This is a genomic window from Curtobacterium sp. RM9, assembly GCF_054956955.1.
On the sequence record NZ_CM143271.1, the window covers coordinates 3050636 to 3070262 of the forward strand.

21 protein-coding genes and 1 riboswitch are annotated in these 19627 nt (G+C 73.1%); of the genes, 13 read left to right on the forward strand and 8 right to left on the reverse strand.

Annotation, left to right across the window (positions count from 1 at the left end; all coding sequences use genetic code 11):
• Nucleotides 1-16: 16 nt before the first annotated feature.
• A riboswitch (ZMP/ZTP riboswitch) is annotated at nt 17-102 on the reverse strand.
• A 37-nt stretch (nt 103-139) separates the two neighbouring features.
• The 10 genes from clpS to ACY3FI_RS14525 all read left to right on the forward strand — a co-directional run bounded on the left by clpS (nt 140) and on the right by ACY3FI_RS14525 (nt 7156).
• Nucleotides 140-439, forward strand: coding sequence for an ATP-dependent Clp protease adapter ClpS (gene clpS, locus ACY3FI_RS14480; RefSeq protein ID WP_462548308.1), 300 nt, complete (start codon nt 140-142; stop codon nt 437-439).
• On the forward strand, nt 436-912 hold the full coding sequence (locus tag ACY3FI_RS14485) for a DUF2017 family protein (RefSeq protein ID WP_462548309.1): 477 nt from the start codon (nt 436-438) through the stop codon (nt 910-912). Before clpS ends, ACY3FI_RS14485 begins: the two co-directional genes overlap by 4 nt.
• Entirely contained in the window at nt 909-1838 is a 930-nt protein-coding gene (locus tag ACY3FI_RS14490) for a GNAT family N-acetyltransferase (protein ID WP_462548310.1), read from the forward strand. Before ACY3FI_RS14485 ends, ACY3FI_RS14490 begins: the two co-directional genes overlap by 4 nt.
• A gap of 59 nt (nt 1839-1897) precedes the next feature.
• Nucleotides 1898-2317, forward strand: coding sequence for a MarR family winged helix-turn-helix transcriptional regulator (locus ACY3FI_RS14495; RefSeq protein ID WP_462548311.1), 420 nt, complete (start codon nt 1898-1900; stop codon nt 2315-2317).
• Between the two features lie 66 nt (nt 2318-2383).
• Nucleotides 2384-3751: an MFS transporter gene (locus ACY3FI_RS14500; protein ID WP_462548312.1), complete on the forward strand. Its 1368-nt coding sequence runs from the start codon at nt 2384-2386 to the stop codon at nt 3749-3751.
• Between the two features lie 100 nt (nt 3752-3851).
• Nucleotides 3852-4712 carry a formyltetrahydrofolate deformylase gene (purU, locus tag ACY3FI_RS14505; protein ID WP_462548314.1) on the forward strand — a complete coding sequence of 287 codons (861 nt, stop codon included), beginning with the start codon at nt 3852-3854 and terminating at the stop codon, nt 4710-4712.
• Between the two features lie 7 nt (nt 4713-4719).
• Nucleotides 4720-5127, forward strand: a complete 408-nt coding sequence (locus ACY3FI_RS14510; protein WP_462548315.1) for a YrdB family protein — start codon at nt 4720-4722, stop codon at nt 5125-5127.
• Complete coding sequence (gene nagA, locus ACY3FI_RS14515) at nt 5124-6299, forward strand: N-acetylglucosamine-6-phosphate deacetylase (protein ID WP_462548316.1); 1176 nt, start codon at nt 5124-5126, stop codon at nt 6297-6299. The genes ACY3FI_RS14510 and nagA overlap by 4 nt, the downstream gene beginning before the upstream one ends.
• Nucleotides 6300-6330: 31 nt before the next feature.
• On the forward strand, nt 6331-6735 hold the full coding sequence (locus tag ACY3FI_RS14520; RefSeq protein ID WP_462548317.1) for a VOC family protein: 405 nt from the start codon (nt 6331-6333) through the stop codon (nt 6733-6735).
• 1 nt (nt 6736) lies between these two features.
• A complete protein-coding gene (locus ACY3FI_RS14525; protein ID WP_462548318.1) occupies nt 6737-7156 on the forward strand; it encodes a hypothetical protein in 420 nt (139 codons plus the stop codon).
• Nucleotides 7157-7175: 19 nt separating this feature from the next.
• Here ACY3FI_RS14525 and ACY3FI_RS14530 read toward each other — a convergent pair whose 3' ends face one another.
• Nucleotides 7176-9638 carry a GH92 family glycosyl hydrolase gene (locus ACY3FI_RS14530; protein ID WP_462548320.1) on the reverse strand — a complete coding sequence of 821 codons (2463 nt, stop codon included), beginning with the start codon at nt 9636-9638 and terminating at the stop codon, nt 7176-7178.
• Between the two features lie 612 nt (nt 9639-10250).
• Here ACY3FI_RS14530 and ACY3FI_RS14535 point away from each other — a divergent pair.
• Nucleotides 10251-11420 carry a MalY/PatB family protein gene (locus tag ACY3FI_RS14535; RefSeq protein WP_462548321.1) on the forward strand — a complete coding sequence of 390 codons (1170 nt, stop codon included), beginning with the start codon at nt 10251-10253 and terminating at the stop codon, nt 11418-11420.
• A 78-nt stretch (nt 11421-11498) separates the two neighbouring features.
• Here the strand turns inward: ACY3FI_RS14535 and nagB are convergent, their stop codons facing one another.
• Nucleotides 11499-12284, reverse strand: a complete 786-nt coding sequence (gene nagB, locus ACY3FI_RS14540) for a glucosamine-6-phosphate deaminase (RefSeq protein WP_462548322.1) — start codon at nt 12282-12284, stop codon at nt 11499-11501.
• 59 nt (nt 12285-12343) lie between these two features.
• Here nagB and ACY3FI_RS14545 point away from each other — a divergent pair, with 59 nt between their 5' ends.
• On the forward strand, nt 12344-12823 hold the full coding sequence (locus ACY3FI_RS14545; RefSeq protein WP_462548323.1) for an NUDIX hydrolase: 480 nt from the start codon (nt 12344-12346) through the stop codon (nt 12821-12823).
• Between the two features lie 200 nt (nt 12824-13023).
• Here the strand turns inward: ACY3FI_RS14545 and ACY3FI_RS14550 are convergent, their stop codons facing one another.
• The 4 genes from ACY3FI_RS14550 to ACY3FI_RS14565 are packed head-to-tail and all read right to left on the reverse strand — an operon-like array spanning nt 13024 to nt 17124.
• Entirely contained in the window at nt 13024-14115 is a 1092-nt protein-coding gene (locus ACY3FI_RS14550) for an ABC transporter ATP-binding protein (protein WP_462548324.1), read from the reverse strand.
• A complete protein-coding gene (locus ACY3FI_RS14555; protein WP_462548325.1) occupies nt 14112-14984 on the reverse strand; it encodes an ABC transporter permease in 873 nt (290 codons plus the stop codon). The genes ACY3FI_RS14550 and ACY3FI_RS14555 overlap by 4 nt, the downstream gene beginning before the upstream one ends.
• Nucleotides 14981-15976 (reverse strand): ABC transporter permease, encoded by a 996-nt coding sequence (locus tag ACY3FI_RS14560; RefSeq protein WP_462548326.1) that lies wholly within the window; start codon nt 15974-15976, stop codon nt 14981-14983. The genes ACY3FI_RS14555 and ACY3FI_RS14560 overlap by 4 nt, the downstream gene beginning before the upstream one ends.
• A 5-nt stretch (nt 15977-15981) precedes the next feature.
• Nucleotides 15982-17124, reverse strand: coding sequence for an ABC transporter substrate-binding protein (locus tag ACY3FI_RS14565; protein WP_462548327.1), 1143 nt, complete (start codon nt 17122-17124; stop codon nt 15982-15984).
• A gap of 170 nt (nt 17125-17294) precedes the next feature.
• On the opposite strand from ACY3FI_RS14565, the gene ACY3FI_RS14570 reads away from it, so the two are divergent.
• Nucleotides 17295-17732, forward strand: coding sequence for a YdeI/OmpD-associated family protein (locus tag ACY3FI_RS14570; RefSeq protein ID WP_462548328.1), 438 nt, complete (start codon nt 17295-17297; stop codon nt 17730-17732).
• A 123-nt stretch (nt 17733-17855) separates the two neighbouring features.
• Here ACY3FI_RS14570 and ACY3FI_RS14575 read toward each other — a convergent pair whose 3' ends face one another.
• Together ACY3FI_RS14575 and ACY3FI_RS14580 are read right to left on the reverse strand one after the other, a co-directional pair.
• Nucleotides 17856-18719, reverse strand: a complete 864-nt coding sequence (locus ACY3FI_RS14575; protein WP_462548329.1) for an NAD(P)H-hydrate dehydratase — start codon at nt 18717-18719, stop codon at nt 17856-17858.
• Nucleotides 18709-19449: a histidine phosphatase family protein gene (locus ACY3FI_RS14580; RefSeq protein WP_462548330.1), complete on the reverse strand. Its 741-nt coding sequence runs from the start codon at nt 19447-19449 to the stop codon at nt 18709-18711. The genes ACY3FI_RS14575 and ACY3FI_RS14580 overlap by 11 nt, the downstream gene beginning before the upstream one ends.
• Between the last annotated feature and the right edge of the window lie 178 nt (nt 19450-19627).

The following is a 19627-nucleotide window of genomic DNA, read 5'->3' on the forward strand; positions in this document are numbered from 1 at the left end:
GACGAGGTGGACGGTTGGGCGCTGCCCAGGCGTACGGCTGCGCTCCGTGTCAGGTGTCGCTCCCCGATGGTGACCCATCCAACGCCAGTCGCGACCCGTCGATCGTACCGAGCGCGCCCGTTCGTGTCACCCTGGTGGCATGACGCTGCTGCACCCCGAGCTCGACGAGCGGACCTCGGTCGACGCCGCCGCGCGCCCGGACGCCCCGTGGGTGACCGTGGTCTGGGACGACCCGGTGAACCTCATGTCGTACGTCACCTTCGTCTTCCAGCAGCACTTCGGCTTCTCCCGCGACCGCGCGGAGCGGCTCATGCACCAGGTCGACCGGGAGGGTCGGGCGATCGTCGCCACCGGCCCGCGCGAGGCCATGGAGGCGCACGTCGAGGCGATGCACGGCTACGGTCTGCAGTCCTCGGTGGACCGGGCGCCCACCCCGTGATCCCGTTCGTCAGACGGGCCGACGGCGTGCACCTCGGCATGGCCTCCGGCGAGCGCGCGCTCCTCACCTCGCTGACCGAGCAGCTCCGGCAGGTGCTCGGCGGCGACCTGTCCGCCGACCCGGTCGCCGCACGGCTCTTCCCGGACGCCTACCGTGACGACGCCGAGGCCAGCGCCGAGTTCCGCCGGTGGACGCAGTCCGACCTGCTCACGCAGAAGACCACCAACGCGGACGTCGTGCACGCGTGGCTGACGGGTGCGCGCGAGGGCGCCTTCGCCGGCGAGGACGAGCAGGCCTGGCTGCGCTGCCTGACCGACCTGCGGCTGACGATCGCGGACCGGCTCGGGATCGTGGACGCCGCGACCGACTCCGCCTCGGCGGACGCCGACGACGGCGTCGGGCTGCGGGACGTCTACGACTGGCTCGGGTACGTGCAGGAGCACCTGGTCACCACGCTCACCGGGCAGCGATGACGGTCACCGTCCGCGCGTCCACACCCGCCGACCTGGAGGCGCTGCTCGCCTTCTCGACGTCGGAACCGGTCTCGTGGACCCGGCCGGAGACGTACCGGAGCGAGTCCGCCACGCAGCACCACCGCCCGGAGTGGTCCTTCCTCGCGCTGCGGGACGGCCGCCCGGTCGGGCGCGCGCTGTGGTGGGGCCTCACGGACGCGTCGACGCCGTCGACGCTCGACGACCTGCTCGTCGACCCGGCCGACGGCGACCGAGCGGACGTCGCCGTCGGGCTGCTCCGGGCCGGCCGTGACGCCTTCGGCGCCCTGCCCGAGTGGATCGTCGACCTGGCGGTGGACTGGCACGAGGACCCGGCCGCGGTCGCCGCGGTGGCGTGGCGCACCGAGGTCGCCCGTGCTGCGGATCTCGTCCGGGCCACCGAGCGCGTCAGCGTCGCCTGGGAGCCGTCGACTGCCGGACCGCCGGTACCCGTGCCCGCCGGCGTCCGATTCCGCGATGGGGACGACGCCGAGTTCGTCGACCTGTTCGCCCGGGTCGCGGTCGGCTCGCTCGACGCGCACACCCGGGGAGCAGTGGCCGAGCTCGGTGCACGCGGGGCTGCCGCCGACGACCTCGACTTCTACGGCTCGCTGCCCGGCCGCCGCGAGGACTGGCGGATCGCCGAGGACCACCACGGCGTGCCCCTCGGGTTCGTCCTCGCCACCCGGACCGCGTACGACGCCGCGGTGAGCTTCATCGGCGTCCTCCCGCAGCACCGCGGCCGAGGGGTCGTCGACGCCCTGCTCGCCGAGGCGCTGCGGATCCACACCGTCGCCGGCGAGCCCCGGGTCGTGGGGACGACCGACGCCGCGAACACCCCGATGCGTCGCGCGTTCGAGCGCGCGGGCTTCCGCGTGACGAAGCGTCGGATGGTGTTCGAGCGCTGACCGCACCCGATCGGACGGCAGCCTTGCAAGTTCGCCTGCGGAAGGAGTACCGTCGCGGTGTGGAATCGCACGTGGAGCTCGCCGACGACCTCCTGACCCTGTACGGGCGGATCCGTCGGACCCTGCTCACCGGCAAGGCGGACGAGGTCACCGCCTCACAGACCGCCGCGCTCGGCCGACTGCTCCGCCACGGTGAGAGCACCGTCGCCGACCTCGCCCGGGCGGAGGGCGTCCGGCCCCAGTCGATGGGCGCCACCGTGCAGGCGCTCGTCGACCTCGGGCTCGCCGAACGACGGGCTGACCCGTCCGACGGCCGACGCACGCTCGTGCGTGCGACCGACGCCGGGTCCCGCGCGCGCGAGGACGCGTGGACCACCCGCACCCGCGTGCTGGCCGACCGCCTGGCCGCGCTGCCCGAGGACGACCGCGCCACCGTTGCGCGTGCGATCGCCGTCCTCACCCCGCTCACCGAGTCCTGACCCCCACTGCGCCCGACCCCCGGAAGAAGCCGCCCCACGTCCACCTCCACTGCTCCCGCCCCCGTCGTGCACGGCAGCGGCTTCGGTCCGAAGCTGCTCGTCCCCGTGCTCGTCGGCCCCCTGCTCAACCCGATCAACACGACGATGGTCTCGGTCGCCCTCGCGCCGATCTCCCACGACCTCGGGATCGGGGCCGCACAGGCGATCTGGCTCGTCGCCGCGCTCTACCTCGCCAGCGCCGTGGCACAGCCAACGATGGGGAAGCTCGCTGACCGGTTCGGCCCGAAGAAGGTCTTCCTCACCGGGCTCGTCATCGTCGGTGTCGCCGGCGTCGTCCCCGAGGTGCTGACCGGCTTCGGCGGGGCCGTCACCGCTCGGGTGCTCATCGGCATCGGCACCTCGTCGGCGTACCCGGCCGCGCTCACCACGCTCCGGCAGCGCTCCGCCCGGATCGGGAAGCCCACGCCACCGCTCGTGCTCGGCGCGCTGTCGATCACCTCGCTCGTGTCCGCAGCGGCCGGACCGCCCCTCGGCGGTGCGCTCATCGCGGCGTTCGGCTGGCACGCCATCTTCCTCGTGAACGTCCCGCTCGCGGCGTTCGGGCTCGTGGTGGCCTCGCTGTGGCTGCCTTCCGACCGGCTGCGTCCGCGCCCGGACGTCGAGGTCCCCGTGCTCACCGCCCTCGACCCGGTCGGGATGCTCCTTATGACGGGCGCGGTGTCCGCGCTGCTCGTGTTCCTGCTCGACCTGTCGGCGGGGCTGTGGTGGCTCCTCGGCACGGCGGTCGTCCTGCTCGTCGCGCTCGTGGTCTGGGAACTCCGCGCCGCGCAGCCCTTCGTCGACGTGCGGCTGCTCGTCCGGAACGGCGCTCTGTCCCGCACCTACGCTCGGCTGTTCCTGACCTACCTGCTCGCCTACACGATGACCTACGGGTTCTCGCAGTGGGTGCAGGACGTCGCGGGCTACCCGAGCGACGTCGCCGGGTACCTGCAGCTGCCGGCCGCGATCGTGGCGGGGGTCGTCTCGTTCCTGGTCGCGCGGAAGACCACCGTCCGCCGGCCGCTCGTGGTCGCTGCGCTCACCCCGCTCCTCGGCGCCGGCCTGCTGCTCCTGCTGCACGCCGGGTCGCCGCTCGTGCTGCTCGTCGTGGTGCCGGCGCTGTTCGGGGTGCCGCAGGCGCTCGCGTCGGTGTCGAACCAGGCGGCGCTGTACAAGGTGGTGCCCGCCGAGTGCATCGGGACCGCCGCCGGGCTCTCCCGCACGAGCATCTACATCGGGGCGATCGCGGCGTCCTCGTTGATCGGCGGGGTGTTCGGTCAGGCCCCGACCACGCCGGACCTGCACGTGCTCGCGTGGGTGATGCTCGGGGTCGGCGTGCTCCTGTCCGTCCTGACGCTCGCCGACCGTGCGCTCGCCCGGGCGGACACGCGCTGACGCGGGCCGGGTGACCGGCGCACCACGCGCCTCCAGGCCGGGTCTCCACAGCTGACCTGCGCCGCCGCAACGCGTGCGACCTGCCCGGTACCCTGAACCGGTGACCGACCCGACCCCCACGCACTGGACCCTCACGCTCGTCTGCGACGACCAGCCCGGGATCGTGCACGCCGTGTCCGGAGCCGTCGTCGCTGCGCAGGGCAACATCACCGAGTCGCAGCAGTTCTCCAGCGCCGACACGAACTCGTTCTTCATGCGCCTGCAGGTCATGGCGCCGGTCGACCGCCCGACCTTCGAGGCCGCGCTCGCCCCGGTGATCGAGCGCTACGACGCCCGGGTGCAGCTCGACGTCGTCGGCCGCCCGCTGCGCACGCTCGTGCTCGTGTCGAAGGCCGGGCACTGCCTCAACGACCTGCTCTACCGGCAGCGCGGCGGCCAGCTGCCGATCGAGGTGCCGCTCGTCCTCGCCAACCACCCGGACCTCGCCGAGCTGGCGTCGTTCTACTCGGTGCCGTTCGAGCACCGTCCGGTGACGGACGCGGAGTCGAAGCAGGCGATGGAGCGGCGGATCCTCGAGGCGGTGGAGGAGCACGACATCGAGCTCGTGGTCCTCGCCCGCTACATGCAGATCCTCTCCCCGGAGCTCTGCGCGGCACTCGAGGGCCGGGCCGTCAACATCCACCACTCCTTCCTGCCCGGCTTCAAGGGCGCGAACCCGTACCGGCAGGCGCACGCCCGCGGCGTGAAGCTCATCGGCGCGACCGCGCACTTCGTCACGAGCGACCTCGACGAGGGCCCGATCATCGAGCAGAACGTCGTCCGGGTCGACCACACGAAGGACCCCGCGGAGCTCGTGTCGATCGGTCAGGACGAGGAGTCCCGCACGCTCACGCAGGCGGTGCGCTGGATCGCGGAGGACCGGGTCCTCCTCGACGGCGCCCGCACGATCATCTTCAAGTAGGCACCACATGACGAACGCACCGCAGAGCCCGGTCGACTGGGGCGACGTCCCGCCGCCGGTCGACGCCGACCGTCCCCGTCGCCGTGTGTCCGGGTGGACGGTGCTGCGGATCGTCGTGTGCGCGTTCGGCCTGTTCTCGCTGGCGTTCTGGGGGTACTGGTCGTGGATCCTGCCGTGGCCCGGGTACCTCTTCGCGATCGGGACGCCGCTGTTCGCGGCCGTCGTCTGGTTCCTGTTCCGGTCCCCGCGCTCGCCGATCGACACGGACGTGGTCGGCAAGGTCATCGTCGAGACCGCCCTGGTGATCGCCGCCGGCGCGTGCTGGGTCTCGATCGGCCTGCCGCTCGTGGGCCTCGTGTTCGTCCTGGTGGCCGCGGTCTCCGGGGTGGTCGCCCTCCGCCGGGAGACGGCATGAGCACCGGCACGGGCTCCGGCCTGGAGGCGCGCAGCACCCTGGTCCGCGCCGCCACCGTCGTCGACGTGGCCGGGTCCACCCCCGACGGCTGGGTCCTCGTCGTCGGTGACACCATCCACGCGGTCGGCTCCGGCGCCGAGGCGCCGGCGTCCGACGAGGTCGTCGACCTCGGCGACGCGGTCCTGACGCCCGGGTTCATCGACCTGCACGGACACGGCGGCGCGGGCGCCTCGTACGAGGACCCGTCCGTCGCACCGGCGCTCGCCGTGCACCGGGCGCACGGCACCACCCGCTCCGTCCTGTCGCTCGTCGCGAACCCGCTACCGCAGCTCGTCGCGTCGCTCGACCGCGTGCGCACCCTGATGGCCGACGACCCGCTCGTGCTCGGTGTCCACCTCGAGGGGCCGTTCCTCTCCCCGCACAACAAGGGCGCCCACAACGAGTCGTTCCTGGTCGACCCCACGCCCGCCGCCGTCGAGGCCCTGCTCGAGGCCGGCGAGGGTGTCCTGCGGCAGGTCACCGTCGCGCCCGAGCTACCGGGGGCGCTCGACGCCGTCCGCCGGTTCGCCGACGCCGGGGTGCGGGTCGCCGTCGGACACACCGTCGCGACGGCCGACCAGGCCCGCGCCGCGTTCGACGCCGGCGCGACCCTGCTCACGCACGCCTTCAACGCGATGCCCGGCATCCACCACCGTGCGCCGGGGCCGATCGTCGCCGCCGTGGCCGACGACCGGGTGACCCTCGAACTCATCCTCGACGGAGTGCACGTCGACCCGTCGGTGGCCGCGATGCTGCTCGACGCCGCACCGGGTCGGGTCGCGCTCATCACCGACGCGATGGGCGCCGCCGGGGCGGCGGACGGCTCGTACACGCTGGGCTCCCTCGCCGTGACGGTCACCGACGGCATCGCACACGTCGCCGGCACGGACACGATCGCCGGGTCGACGCTGACGCAGGACGCCGCGCTCCGGAACGCCGTCGAGCACGCCGAACGGACCCTGCCTCAGGCGGTGGCTGCGCTGACGAGCGTGCCCGCTGCGGCGCTCGGACTCGGCGATCGCATGGGTCGGATCGCCCCCGGGTACGCCGCCGACCTCGTCGCGCTCTCCCCGTCACTCGACGTCCGCCGCGTGTGGGGCGCCGGTCACGAACTGGCGGTGCCCGGGTCTTGACCCCAGCGGGGCTCGGCGGGACCATCGCCGCATGAGCCTCTACATCTCCTGCCCGGTCGACGACGTCCGGCGTGCGACCGCCTTCTACACCGCGCTCGGCTGGTCGCTGGACGAGGCGATGTCCCGCGACGACGTCTCGTGCATCGCGTTCGGCCCCGACCAGTTCCTCATGCTGAGCAGCCGCGAGATGTACGCGAGCGTCGGTGGCACCGAGGACCTGATCGGCGGCCCGGACACCCCGTCGAAGGTCACCCTCTCGTTCGACCTCCCCAGCCGCGCCGCCGTCGACGAGCTCGTCGAGCGCGCCCGTGCCGCCGGAGGTCGGATCGGCGACACCGACGAGTACCCCTTCATGTACCAGCGGCAGTTCGACGACCCGGACGGGTACCACTGGTCACCGTTCGCGATGACCCCCGAGGCCGCTCGCAGCGAGTGACATGAGCCGTCTCATCACCCTCCGCGCCGCACTGCCCGACGTCGCAGCGGACTTCGCTGCCGTCATCCCCGTCGAGGCTGAGCCGCGGCTCGCGATCCTCGACCGAGTGCCCGACCCATCGGTGTCGGAACAGGTACCGGACGCATCCGAGTGGATCGACGCTGCTGCCGACGAGCAGGTGCTCCTCCTCGTCGGCGTCAACGTGACGTCGATGACAGCGCGATGGACCGACCGGGACGAGTTGGCGGTGGAGTGCGCCTCGGCGCTGCAGACGCTCGTGATGGACGAGCGCGGTGCGCCTTGGCCTGTCCTGCCTGACGGGGCCGGCGTCGCGGAGCCGAGCCTGCACGACGGGAGGCCGCAGTGGATCGCGAACGGACGAGCGGTGCAGCTCGGGCGTCTGGCAGCGGCGTTGCGGTGACGACGCACGCCCCGGCGGCTCACCGGTCGACCGGGCGGCTCCGTTCCCCGGTCGCCCACGAGGTGTCCGCGGTGTCGCCGACCCGGAACGACAGCGTGCCGCCTCGGTTCACGAACGAGGCCGGCACCCACGAGCGATCGAGCGTGCGGCCGTCGAGCCGGGCGTCCTGCACGTAGGGGTCCGTTCCCGATGACCGGATGACGATGTGCTGCCCGGACGACCGGCGGATGTCGACACTCCGGAAGGTCGGGCTGCCGACGAGCATGTCCGCGCGTCCCGGCGTCTGCGGGAACAGGCCGATCGACGCGAACACGTACCAGGCGCTCATCGTGCCGAGGTCGTCGTTGCCCGGCAGCCCGGCGGGGCCGGTCGAGTACGCCTGGTCGACGACCTGCCGCACGGTCTCCTGCGTCTTCCACGGCTGGCCGAGCGCGTTGTACATCCAGGGCGTGTGGATGTCCGGCTCGTTCGTCGGGTCGAACTTCGTGGCGTCACCGCCGGTCACGGCCCAGTTGCCGGAAGCGTCGTGGAAGAAGGCGTCGAGCCGGGCGACCGCCTGCTCGTCCCCACCGAGTGCCGTCGACAGGCCGCTGACGTCCTGCGGGACGAGCCACGTGTACTGCGCGCTCGTGCCCTGTGCGAAGCCGGTCCCCGTCGAGGGTGACCATCCCGGCGTCCACGTGCCGTCGGCCTGCCGCGCGGCCTGGTACCCGACGGCAGCGTTGAACGTGTTCCGCCAGTACGTGCCGCGCTCGGCGAACATCCGGGCGTCGCGGCTCTTGCCGAGCGCGGTCGCCCAGTACCCGAGGGCGCTGTCCGCGATCGAGTCCTCGAGGGTCTCGGCCGCACCGCCCCAGCACGAGCAGTCGTCGTTCGCCGCGTAGTGCCGCTGCAGGTACTCGTCGAGCGCCGGGCGCTGCGCCAGGCACTGCCCCGGACAGCCGATGTCGCTCTCGGCGTCGGCGTTCTGCACCGTCGCCTGCTTCCGGAGCGAGGCGTACGCCGCCTGCACGTCGAAGTTGCGGACGCCCATCGCGTACCAGGTGGCGAGCGTCGCCGCGGAGGGGTCGCCCGTCATCACGTGCGTCGGGGCGCCGAGGTGCAGCCACCGGTCCCAGATGCCGCCGTTCTGCTCGGCGAACCGGAGCATCGACTGCGCCATGTCGCCGGCGACGTCCGGCCGGAGCAGGGCGAGCAGCTGGACCTGCGCCCGGTACTGGTCCCAGCCGGAGTACGTCCCGTAGACGGCGCCCTGCCCGCGGTCCATCCGGTGCACGCGGAGGTCCGGACCGAGGTACCGGCCGTCGCGGTCGTTCAGCGTGTTCGGCTGCATGAGCGCGTGGTAGACGGACGTGTAGAGCTGCGTGGTCCGGTCCGCGGTGCCGCCTCCGACGCTGATGCGGGAGAGCTCACGGTTCCAGGAGGCGCGGGTCGCCGCCGCCACGCCGGCGACGGTCGCGCGCTTGCCCACCTCGGCATCGCGGTTGGCCACCGCGCCGGCGGCGCTCACGTACGAGATGCCGATGCGCGCGTGCACCGTCGCGCCGCGACGCGCGTCGAACCCGACCCACGCGCCGGAGCCGCGTCCGGCACGGTCGGCGCCGGTGAGGTACCCCTCCCCGCCGGATGAGGACGTGCCTCCAGGGCGGACCGTGCCGTCCTGCCAGGTGCCGGTGCTCGCGAACGGCCGGTCGAAGGTGGCTGTGAAGTACAGGCGGTAGTAGCTGCGGCGGTCCGGGTTCGTCGCGCCCCCGCCGTTGGCGCGGCGGCTGCAGAAGCCGCCGGTCAGCACGCTGCCGCTCACCGTCCGGGTGCGAGCGTCGACGGTGGTGGTCGCGGCCTCGCTGCCGTTGATCGAGTTCGACGTGCGGAAGAGCAGGTTCGCGGCCGAGCCCGCGGGGAACACGAACTCGCCGACACCGGCCCGGGTCGTCACCGCGAGGTCCGTGCGGACGCCGTTGTCGAGCTGGACGGCGTACCGGCCGGGGCTCGCGGACTCCCGGTCGTGCGAGTAGCCCGAGGCGTAGACCGCGTCGGTCGTGTCCGCGGAGGGCGAGGTCGTGACGGGCGTCGTGATCGGCATGATCGGGACGTCACCGGCGGCACCGGGCGCGCATCCGGCGCCGTTGAGGTGCGTCAGGCTGAAGCCGCGGAGTCGGTCCACGTCGTACGAGTAGCCGTTCGCGACCGGGGTCGACGTCTGATCCCCCGCCGTGCCCGTCGGGCTCCACTGCATCATGCCGAAGGGCGCCGTCGCTCCCGGCCAGGTGTTGCCGTCGCCGCTCGTGCCGATGAACGGGTCGACGTACCGAGCGGGGTCGGCCGTCGGTCGGCCCGGCGGCGTGGCCTCGGCCGGGGTGGCGACGACCGCGGTGCCGAGGAGCGCGGCGACCGCGGCGGCCGCGGCGATCGGGACCGGCCAGCGTCGCGACGGGGAGACGGGCTGGCGGAGCGGGCGACGGTGCACGCGGAGTCGGTTCACGAGGGCGACGGTAGCCCCCTCGGACGGGGGACGTGCGCCGGGTCGCCGAGCGCTCCCGTGCTGTTCACCCGGGGTTCGGATCGACGCCGGTCCTGCGATGCTGGAGGCATGGACCTTCCGGAGCTGGTTCGCCGCTGGCGCGGACGATCGACCCGTCCCAGGCGGTCGCGGCTCCTCGACGCGCAGTGTCCGACGTGCGGGCACCCGTGGACGGAGCACGCGGGCAGCGGGTTGGACGCCGACCGGGCCGGCACGTGCGGGGAGTGCGTGTACGAGGTCGAACACGGCGAAGCCGACCCCGGGCGCGGGTGCAGGTCGCCGGCACCGGAGGAGTTGCGCGACCGCTCCTGAGCCGAGCGGCCGAGCGCGGACCCGACGTCAGAGGGAGTCGAGGACGCCGGCGAGCGGCCGCACGCCCCATCGCCACACCCAGAGGAGACGCACGGGCCACCACGCTGGCGCCTCCGCGTCAGCGCGGCGGCGGAGGACCCGGCGGCGCTCGTGACGAGACCACCTGGTCGCGACGTGGTGTCCGCCCTGCCCCTGCTGCCGTCGTCCGGTCACGACTCCGGACCGTAGCAGCCACCGGAGCGTGCTGCGAGGATGGGGCGCATGAGCGTCATGGTCTCCGCGTTCGATGCCGCACGCAGCCGCACGAGCGAGAAGTACACCGCCTACCCTGCCGACGTCCTGCCGATGTTCGTCGCCGAGATGGACTGCTCGCTCGCCGAGCCGGTGCGCGACGCCCTCGTGGCCGCGGTCACGAACGGCGACACCGGGTACGTCGGCCACGGCCGGGCCCTCCCCGACGCCTTCGCCGACTTCGCGGCCGACCGGTGGGGGTGGCACGTCGACCCGGACCTCGTGCGGACCACCACGGACGTGTCCGTCGCCGCGGTGGAGGTCCTGCGCCGGGTGATCGAGCCCGGCGACCAGGTCGTCATCATGCCGCCGGTGTACCCGCCGTTCTGGGAGTACGTGACCGAGGCCGGTGGCGCCGTCACCGAGGTCCCGCTGGTCGCGCCCGACGGCCCTGCCGACCCGTACGACACGACGGCGGGGTGGCGGATCGACCTCGACGGCGTCCGCGCCGCCTTCGCCGAGGGCGCCCGGACCGTCCTGCTCTGCAACCCGCACAACCCGCTCGGCCTCGTGCACGCACGCGAGGACCTCGTGGCCCTCGCCCGGCTCGCCGAGGAGTGGGGCGCGGTCGTGGTGTCCGACGAGATCCACGGGCCACTCGTGCACGCGGATGCGGTGTTCACGCCGTTCCTCGACTCCTGCCCAGAGGCTGCGGCGGTCGGCGTCGCGCTGACGAGTGCGAGCAAGGCGTGGAACCTGGCGGGGACGAAGTGCGCGCTGATGGTCGGCGCATCCGAGCGGGCCCGCGGGTGGTTCGACGGGCTGCCGGGCGAGGTCGTCGAGCGGACCGGGATCCTCGGCTACACGGCGAGCGTCGCGGCGTTCCGTGAGGGCGGCCCCTGGCTCGCGTCGCTCCTCACCGAGCTCGCGGAGAACCGACGGACCCTGGCGGAGCGGCTCGGCGACGTGCTGCCCGGTGCGGGGTACCGGCAGCCGCATGCCTCGTACCTGGCGTGGCTCGACCTGCGTGCGCTGCCGTTCGGCGACGACCCGGCACCGCTGCTGGTGGACCGGGCGAAGGTCGCACTGTCGAACGGGCGGGACTTCGGTCGGCAGGGCGTCGGGCACGTGCGGCTCAACTTCGGGTGCTCGGCGGAGACCCTCGACGAGGCACTCGGGCGCCTGGCGACCGCCCGCTGACGGGACGCAGCAGCCCTGCACCGACCGCGCGCCGCCGGAGGCCGCGGGGCGGACCCGCCCCGCGCCTCCAGACCGGACCTACTCGAACCGCTGCCACTCCGGCTTGTTGGCGTAGGTGTACCGGTAGTAGTCGGCGAGCCGGAGGCCGGCGGCGGCCTCCTCGTCGACGACGACCGTCGCGTGCTGGTGCAGCTGCAGGGCCGATCCGGGCACGAAGGACGACAGCGGCCCCTCGACGGCGGCGGCGACGGCGTCGGCCTTCGCGGACCCCTGGGCGACGAGGACGAGCTCGCCTGCTTCGAGGATCGTGCCGAGCCCCTGCGTCATGCAGTGCGTCGGCACCTGGTCGGGCGAGTCGAAGAACCGGGCGTTGGCCTCGCGCGTCGAGGGGGCGAGCGTCTTGATGCGCGTGCGCGAGGCGAACGACGACGTCGGCTCGTTGAACCCGATGTGCCCGTTCGCGCCGATGCCGAGGATCTGCACGTCGACACCGCCGGCGGCACGGATCGCGGCGTCGTACTCCTTCGCGGCGAACTCGAGGTCACCGGCGCGGCCGTCCGGCACCCGGACCCGGGACGGGTCGAACCCGAGCGGCGCGACGACGTCGCGGGCGATGACGCTCGCGTACGACTCGGGGTGCTCCAGCGGGATGCCGACGTACTCGTCGAGGGCGAACCCGCGGGCCTGCGCGAACGAGATCTCACCCGCCTCGACACGACGGCGCAGGTCGGCGTAGATGCCCTGCGGGCTGGACCCGGTGGCGAGCCCGATGACGGCGGACGGCTTCTTCGCGACGACGGAGGCGATCTTGGCCGCGGCGACGCGACCGACCTCGTCCGGCGTGGGCAGGATGATGATCTCCACGCGCACAGCCTACTGGTCATGACCACTTCCCGACAGGCGGGGATCGGTACCGTTGGGGCATGCCGACGCCAGACTTCGTCCTGTCCCTCCGCGAGGCGATCGGGCACGACCCGATCTGGATGACCGGCATCACCGCCGTCGTCACGCGCGGCTCGGGAGCCGACCGCGAGCTGCTCGTCGTCCGCCGGTCGGACACGGGCGCACTGACCCCGGTCACGGGCATCGTCGACCCGGGCGAGGAGCCGGCGGTCGCGGCCGAGCGCGAGGTCCTCGAGGAAGCCGACGTCGTCGCGGTCGCGGAGCGCCTGGCGTGGGTGCACGTCCTGCCGGCGATGACCTACCCGAACGGCGACCAGGCGCAGTACCTCGACCTGGTGTTCGCCTGCCGGTACGTGTCCGGGGAGCCGTTCCCGGCCGACGGGGAGAACACGGAGGCGTTCTGGGCCCGGCTCGACGCGCTGCCCGAGATGGGTGCCGACATGCGCGCACGGGTCGAGGCGGCCCTGTCCGACGAGGCGGGCGCGCGCTTCGAGCGCTGACCCGCTGCGCGGCGGTCGGGAGGCGCGGGGCGGGGCCGCCACGCACCTCCCGTCCGGCGGGCGGGCGCGTCCACTTCCCCGCGGCGGCTGTGGTGGCGGCGTCTTCACGGCCTCAGCGACACTTCACGGGACCTGCGGCCCGTGAACTGTCGCTGAGCGCGTGAAGTGGGTCGACCCGCGGCGCGCGCGGCACCGGCCCGCTACGCGAGCGGTGCGACCGCGACGGGCGCGCCGCGCAGGCGCACGGCGACCGCCTCGCCCGCGGCACGCCGGTCGCCGATCTCGTGCTGCACGGTCACGACGGTGTCGTCGTCGAGCCGGACCGTGGTGCGTCGGATCGAGCCGAGGAAGCTCGAGGACACCACCGTGCCGGTGATGCCCTCCGGCGCGAACACGACGTCCTCGGGGCGGACGTAGGCGAGCACCGGCCCGTCGGGCACCGCGCACGCGAGGGCCGGCACGCGGAACCCGTACACGAAGACGTCGTCGCCACGCAGGTCCCCCCGGAGGCGGTTCGACTGCCCGACGAAGTCCGCGGTGAAGGCGGACGACGGGGAGCGGTAGAGCTCCTCGGGGGTGCCGATCTGCTCGATGTCCCCGTCGTGCATCACGGCGATGCGGTCGGAGACGGCGAGCGCTTCCTCCTGGTCGTGGGTGACGAACACCGTCGTGATGCCGAGGTCGCTTTGGATGCGCCGGATCTCGTCGCGCAGGGACACCCGCACCTTGGCGTCGAGGGCGGACAGCGGTTCGTCGAGCAGGAGCACGCGCGGCCGGGTGACGAGCGCCCGGGCCAGTGCGACGCGCTGCTGCTGGCCACCGGAGAGCTGGTGCGGGTACCGGTCCGCGAAGTCGGCGAGGTGCACCATGTCCAGCGCGTCCACCACCCGCTCGCGTCGGGCGGCGGCGGGGACCTTCCGCATCTCGAGGCCGAAGGCGACGTTCTGCCGCACGGTCATGTGCGGGAACAGTGAGTACTGCTGGAACACCATGCCGATGTCGCGGCGGTTCACCGGGACGGCGCTGACGTCCGACCCGTCGATGCGGATCGTGCCGGCGTCGATGGCCTCGAGGCCGGCGAGCGCCCGGAGCGCGGTGGTCTTGCCGCAGCCGGACGGCCCGAGGAGCGAGACGAACTCGCCGGGCTCGACCCGGAGAGTCAGGCCGGCGAGGGCGCGGTGGGGGCCGTAGTGCTTCTCGACGCCGACGAGCTCGACGGTCGCGCCCTCGGTGGCTCCATCGGTGGCGCCCTCGGTGGCGAGTGAGGCTGAGGCGGAAGTGGTGACGGTCATGCGGACTCCTTGGTGCGGCCGCGGCGGGCGACGCCGACGCGACCGATGACGACGAGCAGCAGGAAGCCGAACACGAGGGCCGCGAGCGAGAAGATCGCGGCGACGTACGGGTCGGTCCCCTGCACGAGCACGAGCGCCGTCTGGAACGTCGTGCGCGAGAGGAACGAGGCGAGGGTGTACTCGCCGAGGACCACCGTGATGGTCAGGAAGCACGCCGCCGTGATCCCCCGGCGGAGGTTCGGCAGGAGCACCCGCCACGTGACGGTCCACCACGAGGCACCGAGCGACCGGGCGGCCTCGGACAGCACCGTGACGTCCACCGACGTCAGCGCGGCGGCGATCGGCCGGAACGCGAAGGGCAGCGACACGATGCCGATCGCGAAGGCCAGCGTCCACGATCCCGAGCCGAGCAGCTGCGCGACGACCTGGTACACCGGGATGAACCCGACGACGAGGACGACCAGGGGCACGGTGATCGGCACGAGACAGACGAACTCGAGCACCCGGCGCAGGCGGGGGTAGCGCAGTGCCGTGATGACCTGCGCGGGCAGGAGCACGAGCAGCACGATCGCGACGGTGAGGACCGCGATCACGAGCGAGGCGCCGAGGCCGTCGAACACCGGCTGGTAGGTCGCCGCGTTCACCGGGTCCCCGAGCGCGGTGTAGTGCGCGAGCGTCAGGCCGCCGTCCGTGCCCTGGCGGAAGGTGAACTGTGCGAGGGCGACGAGCGGGACGGCGAACACGAGGCCGACCAGCGTGAGCACGATCGCGGCGGTGACCCGGGACGGGGCCGCGCCGAACCGGGGGACGCGCCCCGTGCCTCCAGGCCGTCGCGACCGGACCGCGGCCGCACCGCTCACGGCGGTCATCGCTGCCACCGCGCTGCCCGGCGCTGCAGGAGCGAGTACGCCCCCATCACGACCGCCATCACCACGACCATGCCGAGGGCGAGCACCCCGGCGACGTTCTGCAGGCCGATGATCGTCTCGCTCGTGAGCTGCGCGCGGATCGTGAGCGGGACGATGCCGCCCTGCGAGATGAGTGCCGCGGCCGTGGCGAACGACGAGAAGCCGTTCGCGAAGAGCAGGAGCAGCGACCCCCAGAACGCCGGGGCGAGCACGGGCAACGCGATCCGACGCCAGTACGTGGCGCGGGAGGCGCCGAGCGTGGCGGCGGCTTCGCCCCACTGGGCCTTCACGCCCTCGAGTGCGGGCATGAACGTGAGGACCATGAGCGGCACCTGGAAGTAGACGTAGGGGATGACGAGCCCGGGGACCGTGTAGAGGAACGCCCCGTTCGCGTTGAGGTCGACGTGGAAGGTCGAGACGAGCCACGTCGTGACGAGCCCCTGCACGCCGATCGTCGCGATGAACGCGAAGGCGAGCATGACGCCGCCGAACTGGGCGAGCACGCTCGCGGCCGAGTCGATCATCGAGCGGACGAGCCCGTCCGGACGGAGCGCGGCGAGGGCCCAGCACACGACGGCCCCGACCACCGCGCCGATCACGGCGGAGACGGCGGAGAGCCCGAACGACCCGACGAAGGCGCTGCGCACCGACGGGTCGGCGAAGGCGGCGAGGTTGGCCAGGGTGAACACGCCGTCGCCGGTCGTGAAGCCGCTGCCGACGGCGATCACGGCGGGGACGGCGAGGAAGAGCAGGACGTACGCGGCGAAGGGCGTGAGGCCGAGCCACGCCAGGCCGGTGCGGCGGCGCCGGACACGGGGTCCGGCGCCGCGGCTGACGGCGGCATCGACGGCGGGCGGCGCGACGGGTGCCGCGCTGGTGGCTGCGGGGACCGGCGCCGCGGTGCCCGCGCCGGGGGCGAGTGCGCTGCCGCCCGGTGCCGATGCTGTGGTCATGCTGCTCAGGACCCCATCGTCGAGGACCACTTGGACGCCAGCACCTTCGCGGCCTCGGTCACCTGCGCGTCGGTGAGCTCGACGGTGTCCTTCGGCATGCCGCCGGCCGCCTCGAGGGCGCTCTTGTCGACCTTCCCCGACTGCTGCATCGCCGCGAGGGTGGACGGGAAGGCGCCGGCCTGCAGGTACAGGTTCTGTGCGTCCGGGCTGGCGATGTACTCCTGCCAGAGGCGCGCGGCCGCCGGGTGCGGAGCGTCCTTGTTGATCGCCTGCGAGTAGTAGGAGCCGAGCGCCTGCCCCTCGGGGACGACGGTCTTCCAGTGCTTGTTCCCGGAGGCTCCGGCTGCGGGACCCCACGCCAGGTTGTTGTAGGACCACTGGACGACGACCGGGGTCTCACCGGAGGCGACCGTCGCCTGCGACGGCAGGACATTCTGGAAGTTGCCCGCCTCCTTGAGCTTGCCGAAGAACGTCACGCCGGGGGTGATGTCGTCCGCCGAGCCGCCGTTCTCCAGCGCCGCGAGGTACACCGCGGACGCGGCCTGGTTCGCCTGCGTCGGGTCGCCGGCGATCGAGACCTTGCCCTTGTACTCGCTGCCGAGCAGGTCGTTCAGGTCCTTCGGGGCGTCGGTGATCTTCGACGAGTCGTAGCCGATCGACATGAGGCCCGTGTAGTCGCGGGTCCATGCGCCCTTCTCGTCCTTCAGGGTGTCGGGGATGTCCGACCAGTTCGCCACCTTGTAGTCGGTGAGCAGATCGAGGTTCTGCTGCATGACCGCGTTGCCGAGGTCGAGGACGTCGGGCGCGGTCGACTGGCCCTTCTGCGACTTCACGGCGGCGACCTCGTCGGCGCTCGAACCGTTCGGGTTCGCCGAGTTGATCGTGATGCCGTACTTCTTCGTGAAGCCGTCGATGATCTTGCCGTAGTTCGCCCACGTCGGCGGGAGCGCGATGACGTTGAGCTGACCCTCGGCCTTCGCGGCCTGCACGAGGGCGTCCATGCCGCCGGCGGACTCGGCGCTGGTGGCGGTCTTCCAGTCGGTGTCGCCCTTCGTGGTGCTCGCCGAGCTGGTGGCGGAGCACCCGGCGAGGGTGACGACGGCGGCGGCGGCGAGGGCGATGCCGGCCAGGGAGCGCTTGTGCTGCACGGGGTGTGCCTTTCGGGGAGGACGGCCCGGAGTTCCGGTTCGGGACGATCGTGGACGCGGTCGGTTTCCCGTTCGTGCTGCATCGGTGAACGCTGGCGGAACAGCGGGTGCGGCTGTACGGTTTCGCTGTCTACGGGCGCGTGGTCGCGTCCGCCGGTCTGGAGGCACGCATGCGGTTCACGACGACGGTGTTGCAAGCGCGGAAGACGGCCACCGGACTGCCGGTCCCGTCTGAGGTCGTCGAGGCGCTCGGCTCCGGGAAGCGCCCCGCGGTGGTCGTCACGATCGACGGCGGCTACACCTACCGGTCCACGGTCGGGGTGATGGGAGAGCAGTTCCTCGTCCCGCTGTCAGCAGCGCACCGCGAGGCATCGGGCGTGGGAGCCGGGGACACAGTCGAGGTCACGCTCGAGGTCGATGCCCTGCCGAGGACGGTCGAGCTGCCCCCGGACGTCGAGGCGGCGTTCGACGCGGCCGGGGTCCGCGCGGCGTTCGACACGCTGTCGGGCTCACGGCAGCGGGCGCTGGTCGAGCCGGTGGAGCAGGCGAAGGCCCCGGAGACCCGCGCCCGCCGCATCGAGAAGGCCGTCGCGACGCTGCGCGGGTAGCGCGGGCGCGCGGGCGCGTCGCGGGCTCTTCCGGGCGTACCGAGTCGGATCGGGCGTACTCGGTCGAGTCTTCCGACCAGGCACGCCCGATCTCGCTTGCCAGCGCGGTCGTTCCGGGAAGGATCAGCCGCCGAGTTCGACGAGCACGCGCGGGATCTCGGTGAGCAGCTCGCTCGCCAGGTACCCCAGCGGCCCCACCTGCACCGCCAACCGGTCCCCGGCCGCGGCGTGCACGTACGACGCCCACGCCGCCGCCTGCGCCGGCTCGGCCCCGCGTGCGAGGAGTCCCACCACCACGCCCGAGAGCACGTCCCCGCTGCCGCTCGTCCCGAGCCCACCGGCTCCGGTGCCCTTCACCCACACCCTGCCGTCCGGCGCAGCGATGACGTCGGACAGAGCGACCACGGCACCGAAGCGTTCGGCGATCTCCCGCGCGTCCGCGACGTCGTCGTCACCGCACTCGCGGCCGAGCAGTCGCTCCGCTTCACCGCTGTTCGGCGTCATCACGAGGCGTCCGCGCAACGGCGCAAGACGGTCCTCGACGTCGGCGGCGACCCCGAGCGCGAACGCGTCCAGCACCACGAGGGTGTCCTCCCCGACGACGTCGGCGAGCCGTGCGACGAGGTCTCGCGCGCCGTCGGGTTCGTCGAGCCCCGGGCCGACGAGGACGGCGTCCGACGACCGGGCGACGTCGGCGATGGCTTCGAGTGCGCCGACCGCGACGTGCCCGTCGGCGTCCTCGTCGAGCGGTTCGACGCCGGACTCCGGTACCGCGACCGCGACCTCGTGTGCGACGCTCCGGGCCACCGCGAGCGTCAGCCGCCCGGCGCCGACGCGGAGTGCGGCGAGGGCCGAGAGCATCGCGGCCCCCGGGGTGCGGGCGGCACCGCCGATGACGAGCACCTGCCCGCGGCCGTACTTGCCAGCTCCGGGCTCGGGGAGCGCCCACTCGCGGAGGACGTTCGGGGTGATCGGTTCAGCTGACACGGGCGTCGTCCTTCCGGCCGCTGTGCTCGGTGATCTCGCTGTCGTCGAGGTGGCCCACCGCGGAGAACTCCTCGAGCGTCCACGGCTGACCGGCTCCGGCTCGTCGGAGCCGCGTGAGCGAGGCGTTCGCGACGGTGTGCGTCGCGGCGAAGTCCATCAGCGCCGGTTCGTCGAGGTCGGTGCAGACCGCCATCATGAGCATCACGACCGCGTCGTGCGCGGCCACCACGAGCCGCTCGGTGTCGTCGAGGCGGTCGACGTCGACGAGCAGCGACCGGAGCCGGAGCATGACGTCCGCCCAGGACTCGCCGCCCGCGGGCCGGTGGTAGTACTTGCCGAGCCACTGCCGGCGCCGTTCCTCGTCCGGGTACCGTTGCTGCACGCCGCGGCGGGTGAGGAGGTCGAGCACGCCGAGTTCGCGGTCGCGGAGCCGCTCGTCGACACGCTTCGACGGCTCGACGATGCCGCCCGTCTCGAGGGCGATGCCGATCGTCTGCTGCGCCCGCAGGTACGGCGACACCCACAGCGCGACGGGCACGTCGGTCATGCCACGGTCGGCGAGCTCCCGGCCGAGGGCGCGGGACTGCTCCTCGCCGAGGGGGCTCAACGGGACGTCCGCGTCGCGGTGCCCGGCGTCGATCACCTCGGCACCCTCGGCGTCGGCGCGAGCCGCCGCGACGTTCGCTTCGGACTCCCCGTGGCGGACCAGCCAGATCTCCGTGACAGCCATTGCGCCACGCTAACGTCCGGAGCCTGGACCGGTTCACCGTCAGGCCACCCGGGCCCGCCACCCGGGCCCGCCACCCGGGCCCGCCGCCCGCCGCCGAGCACGCGCACCCGCACCCGGCACCGGCACCCGAGCGGCACCGGCCGGGACGCACCCGAGTCCCGACTGGCACCGCGGTCTC

What these genes read in the sequence shown, in the direction of transcription:
- clpS (WP_462548308.1), top strand. Translation starts at nt 140, where the DNA reads ATGACGCTGCTGCACCCCGAGCTCGACGAGCGGACCTCGGTCGACGCC.
- ACY3FI_RS14490 (WP_462548310.1), top strand. Translation starts at nt 909, where the DNA reads ATGACGGTCACCGTCCGCGCGTCCACACCCGCCGACCTGGAGGCGCTG.
- ACY3FI_RS14510 (WP_462548315.1), top strand. Translation starts at nt 4,720, where the DNA reads ATGACGAACGCACCGCAGAGCCCGGTCGACTGGGGCGACGTCCCGCCG.
- nagA (WP_462548316.1), top strand. Translation starts at nt 5,124, where the DNA reads ATGAGCACCGGCACGGGCTCCGGCCTGGAGGCGCGCAGCACCCTGGTC.
- ACY3FI_RS14520 (WP_462548317.1), top strand. Translation starts at nt 6,331, where the DNA reads ATGAGCCTCTACATCTCCTGCCCGGTCGACGACGTCCGGCGTGCGACC.
- ACY3FI_RS14525 (WP_462548318.1), top strand. Translation starts at nt 6,737, where the DNA reads ATGAGCCGTCTCATCACCCTCCGCGCCGCACTGCCCGACGTCGCAGCG.
- ACY3FI_RS14535 (WP_462548321.1), top strand. Translation starts at nt 10,251, where the DNA reads ATGAGCGTCATGGTCTCCGCGTTCGATGCCGCACGCAGCCGCACGAGC.
- ACY3FI_RS14545 (WP_462548323.1), top strand. Translation starts at nt 12,344, where the DNA reads ATGCCGACGCCAGACTTCGTCCTGTCCCTCCGCGAGGCGATCGGGCAC.
- ACY3FI_RS14550 (WP_462548324.1), bottom strand. Translation starts at nt 14,115, where the DNA reads ATGACCGTCACCACTTCCGCCTCAGCCTCACTCGCCACCGAGGGCGCC.
- ACY3FI_RS14555 (WP_462548325.1), bottom strand. Translation starts at nt 14,984, where the DNA reads ATGACCGCCGTGAGCGGTGCGGCCGCGGTCCGGTCGCGACGGCCTGGA.
- ACY3FI_RS14560 (WP_462548326.1), bottom strand. Translation starts at nt 15,976, where the DNA reads ATGACCACAGCATCGGCACCGGGCGGCAGCGCACTCGCCCCCGGCGCG.
- ACY3FI_RS14570 (WP_462548328.1), top strand. Translation starts at nt 17,295, where the DNA reads ATGCGGTTCACGACGACGGTGTTGCAAGCGCGGAAGACGGCCACCGGA.
- ACY3FI_RS14580 (WP_462548330.1), bottom strand. Translation starts at nt 19,449, where the DNA reads ATGGCTGTCACGGAGATCTGGCTGGTCCGCCACGGGGAGTCCGAAGCG.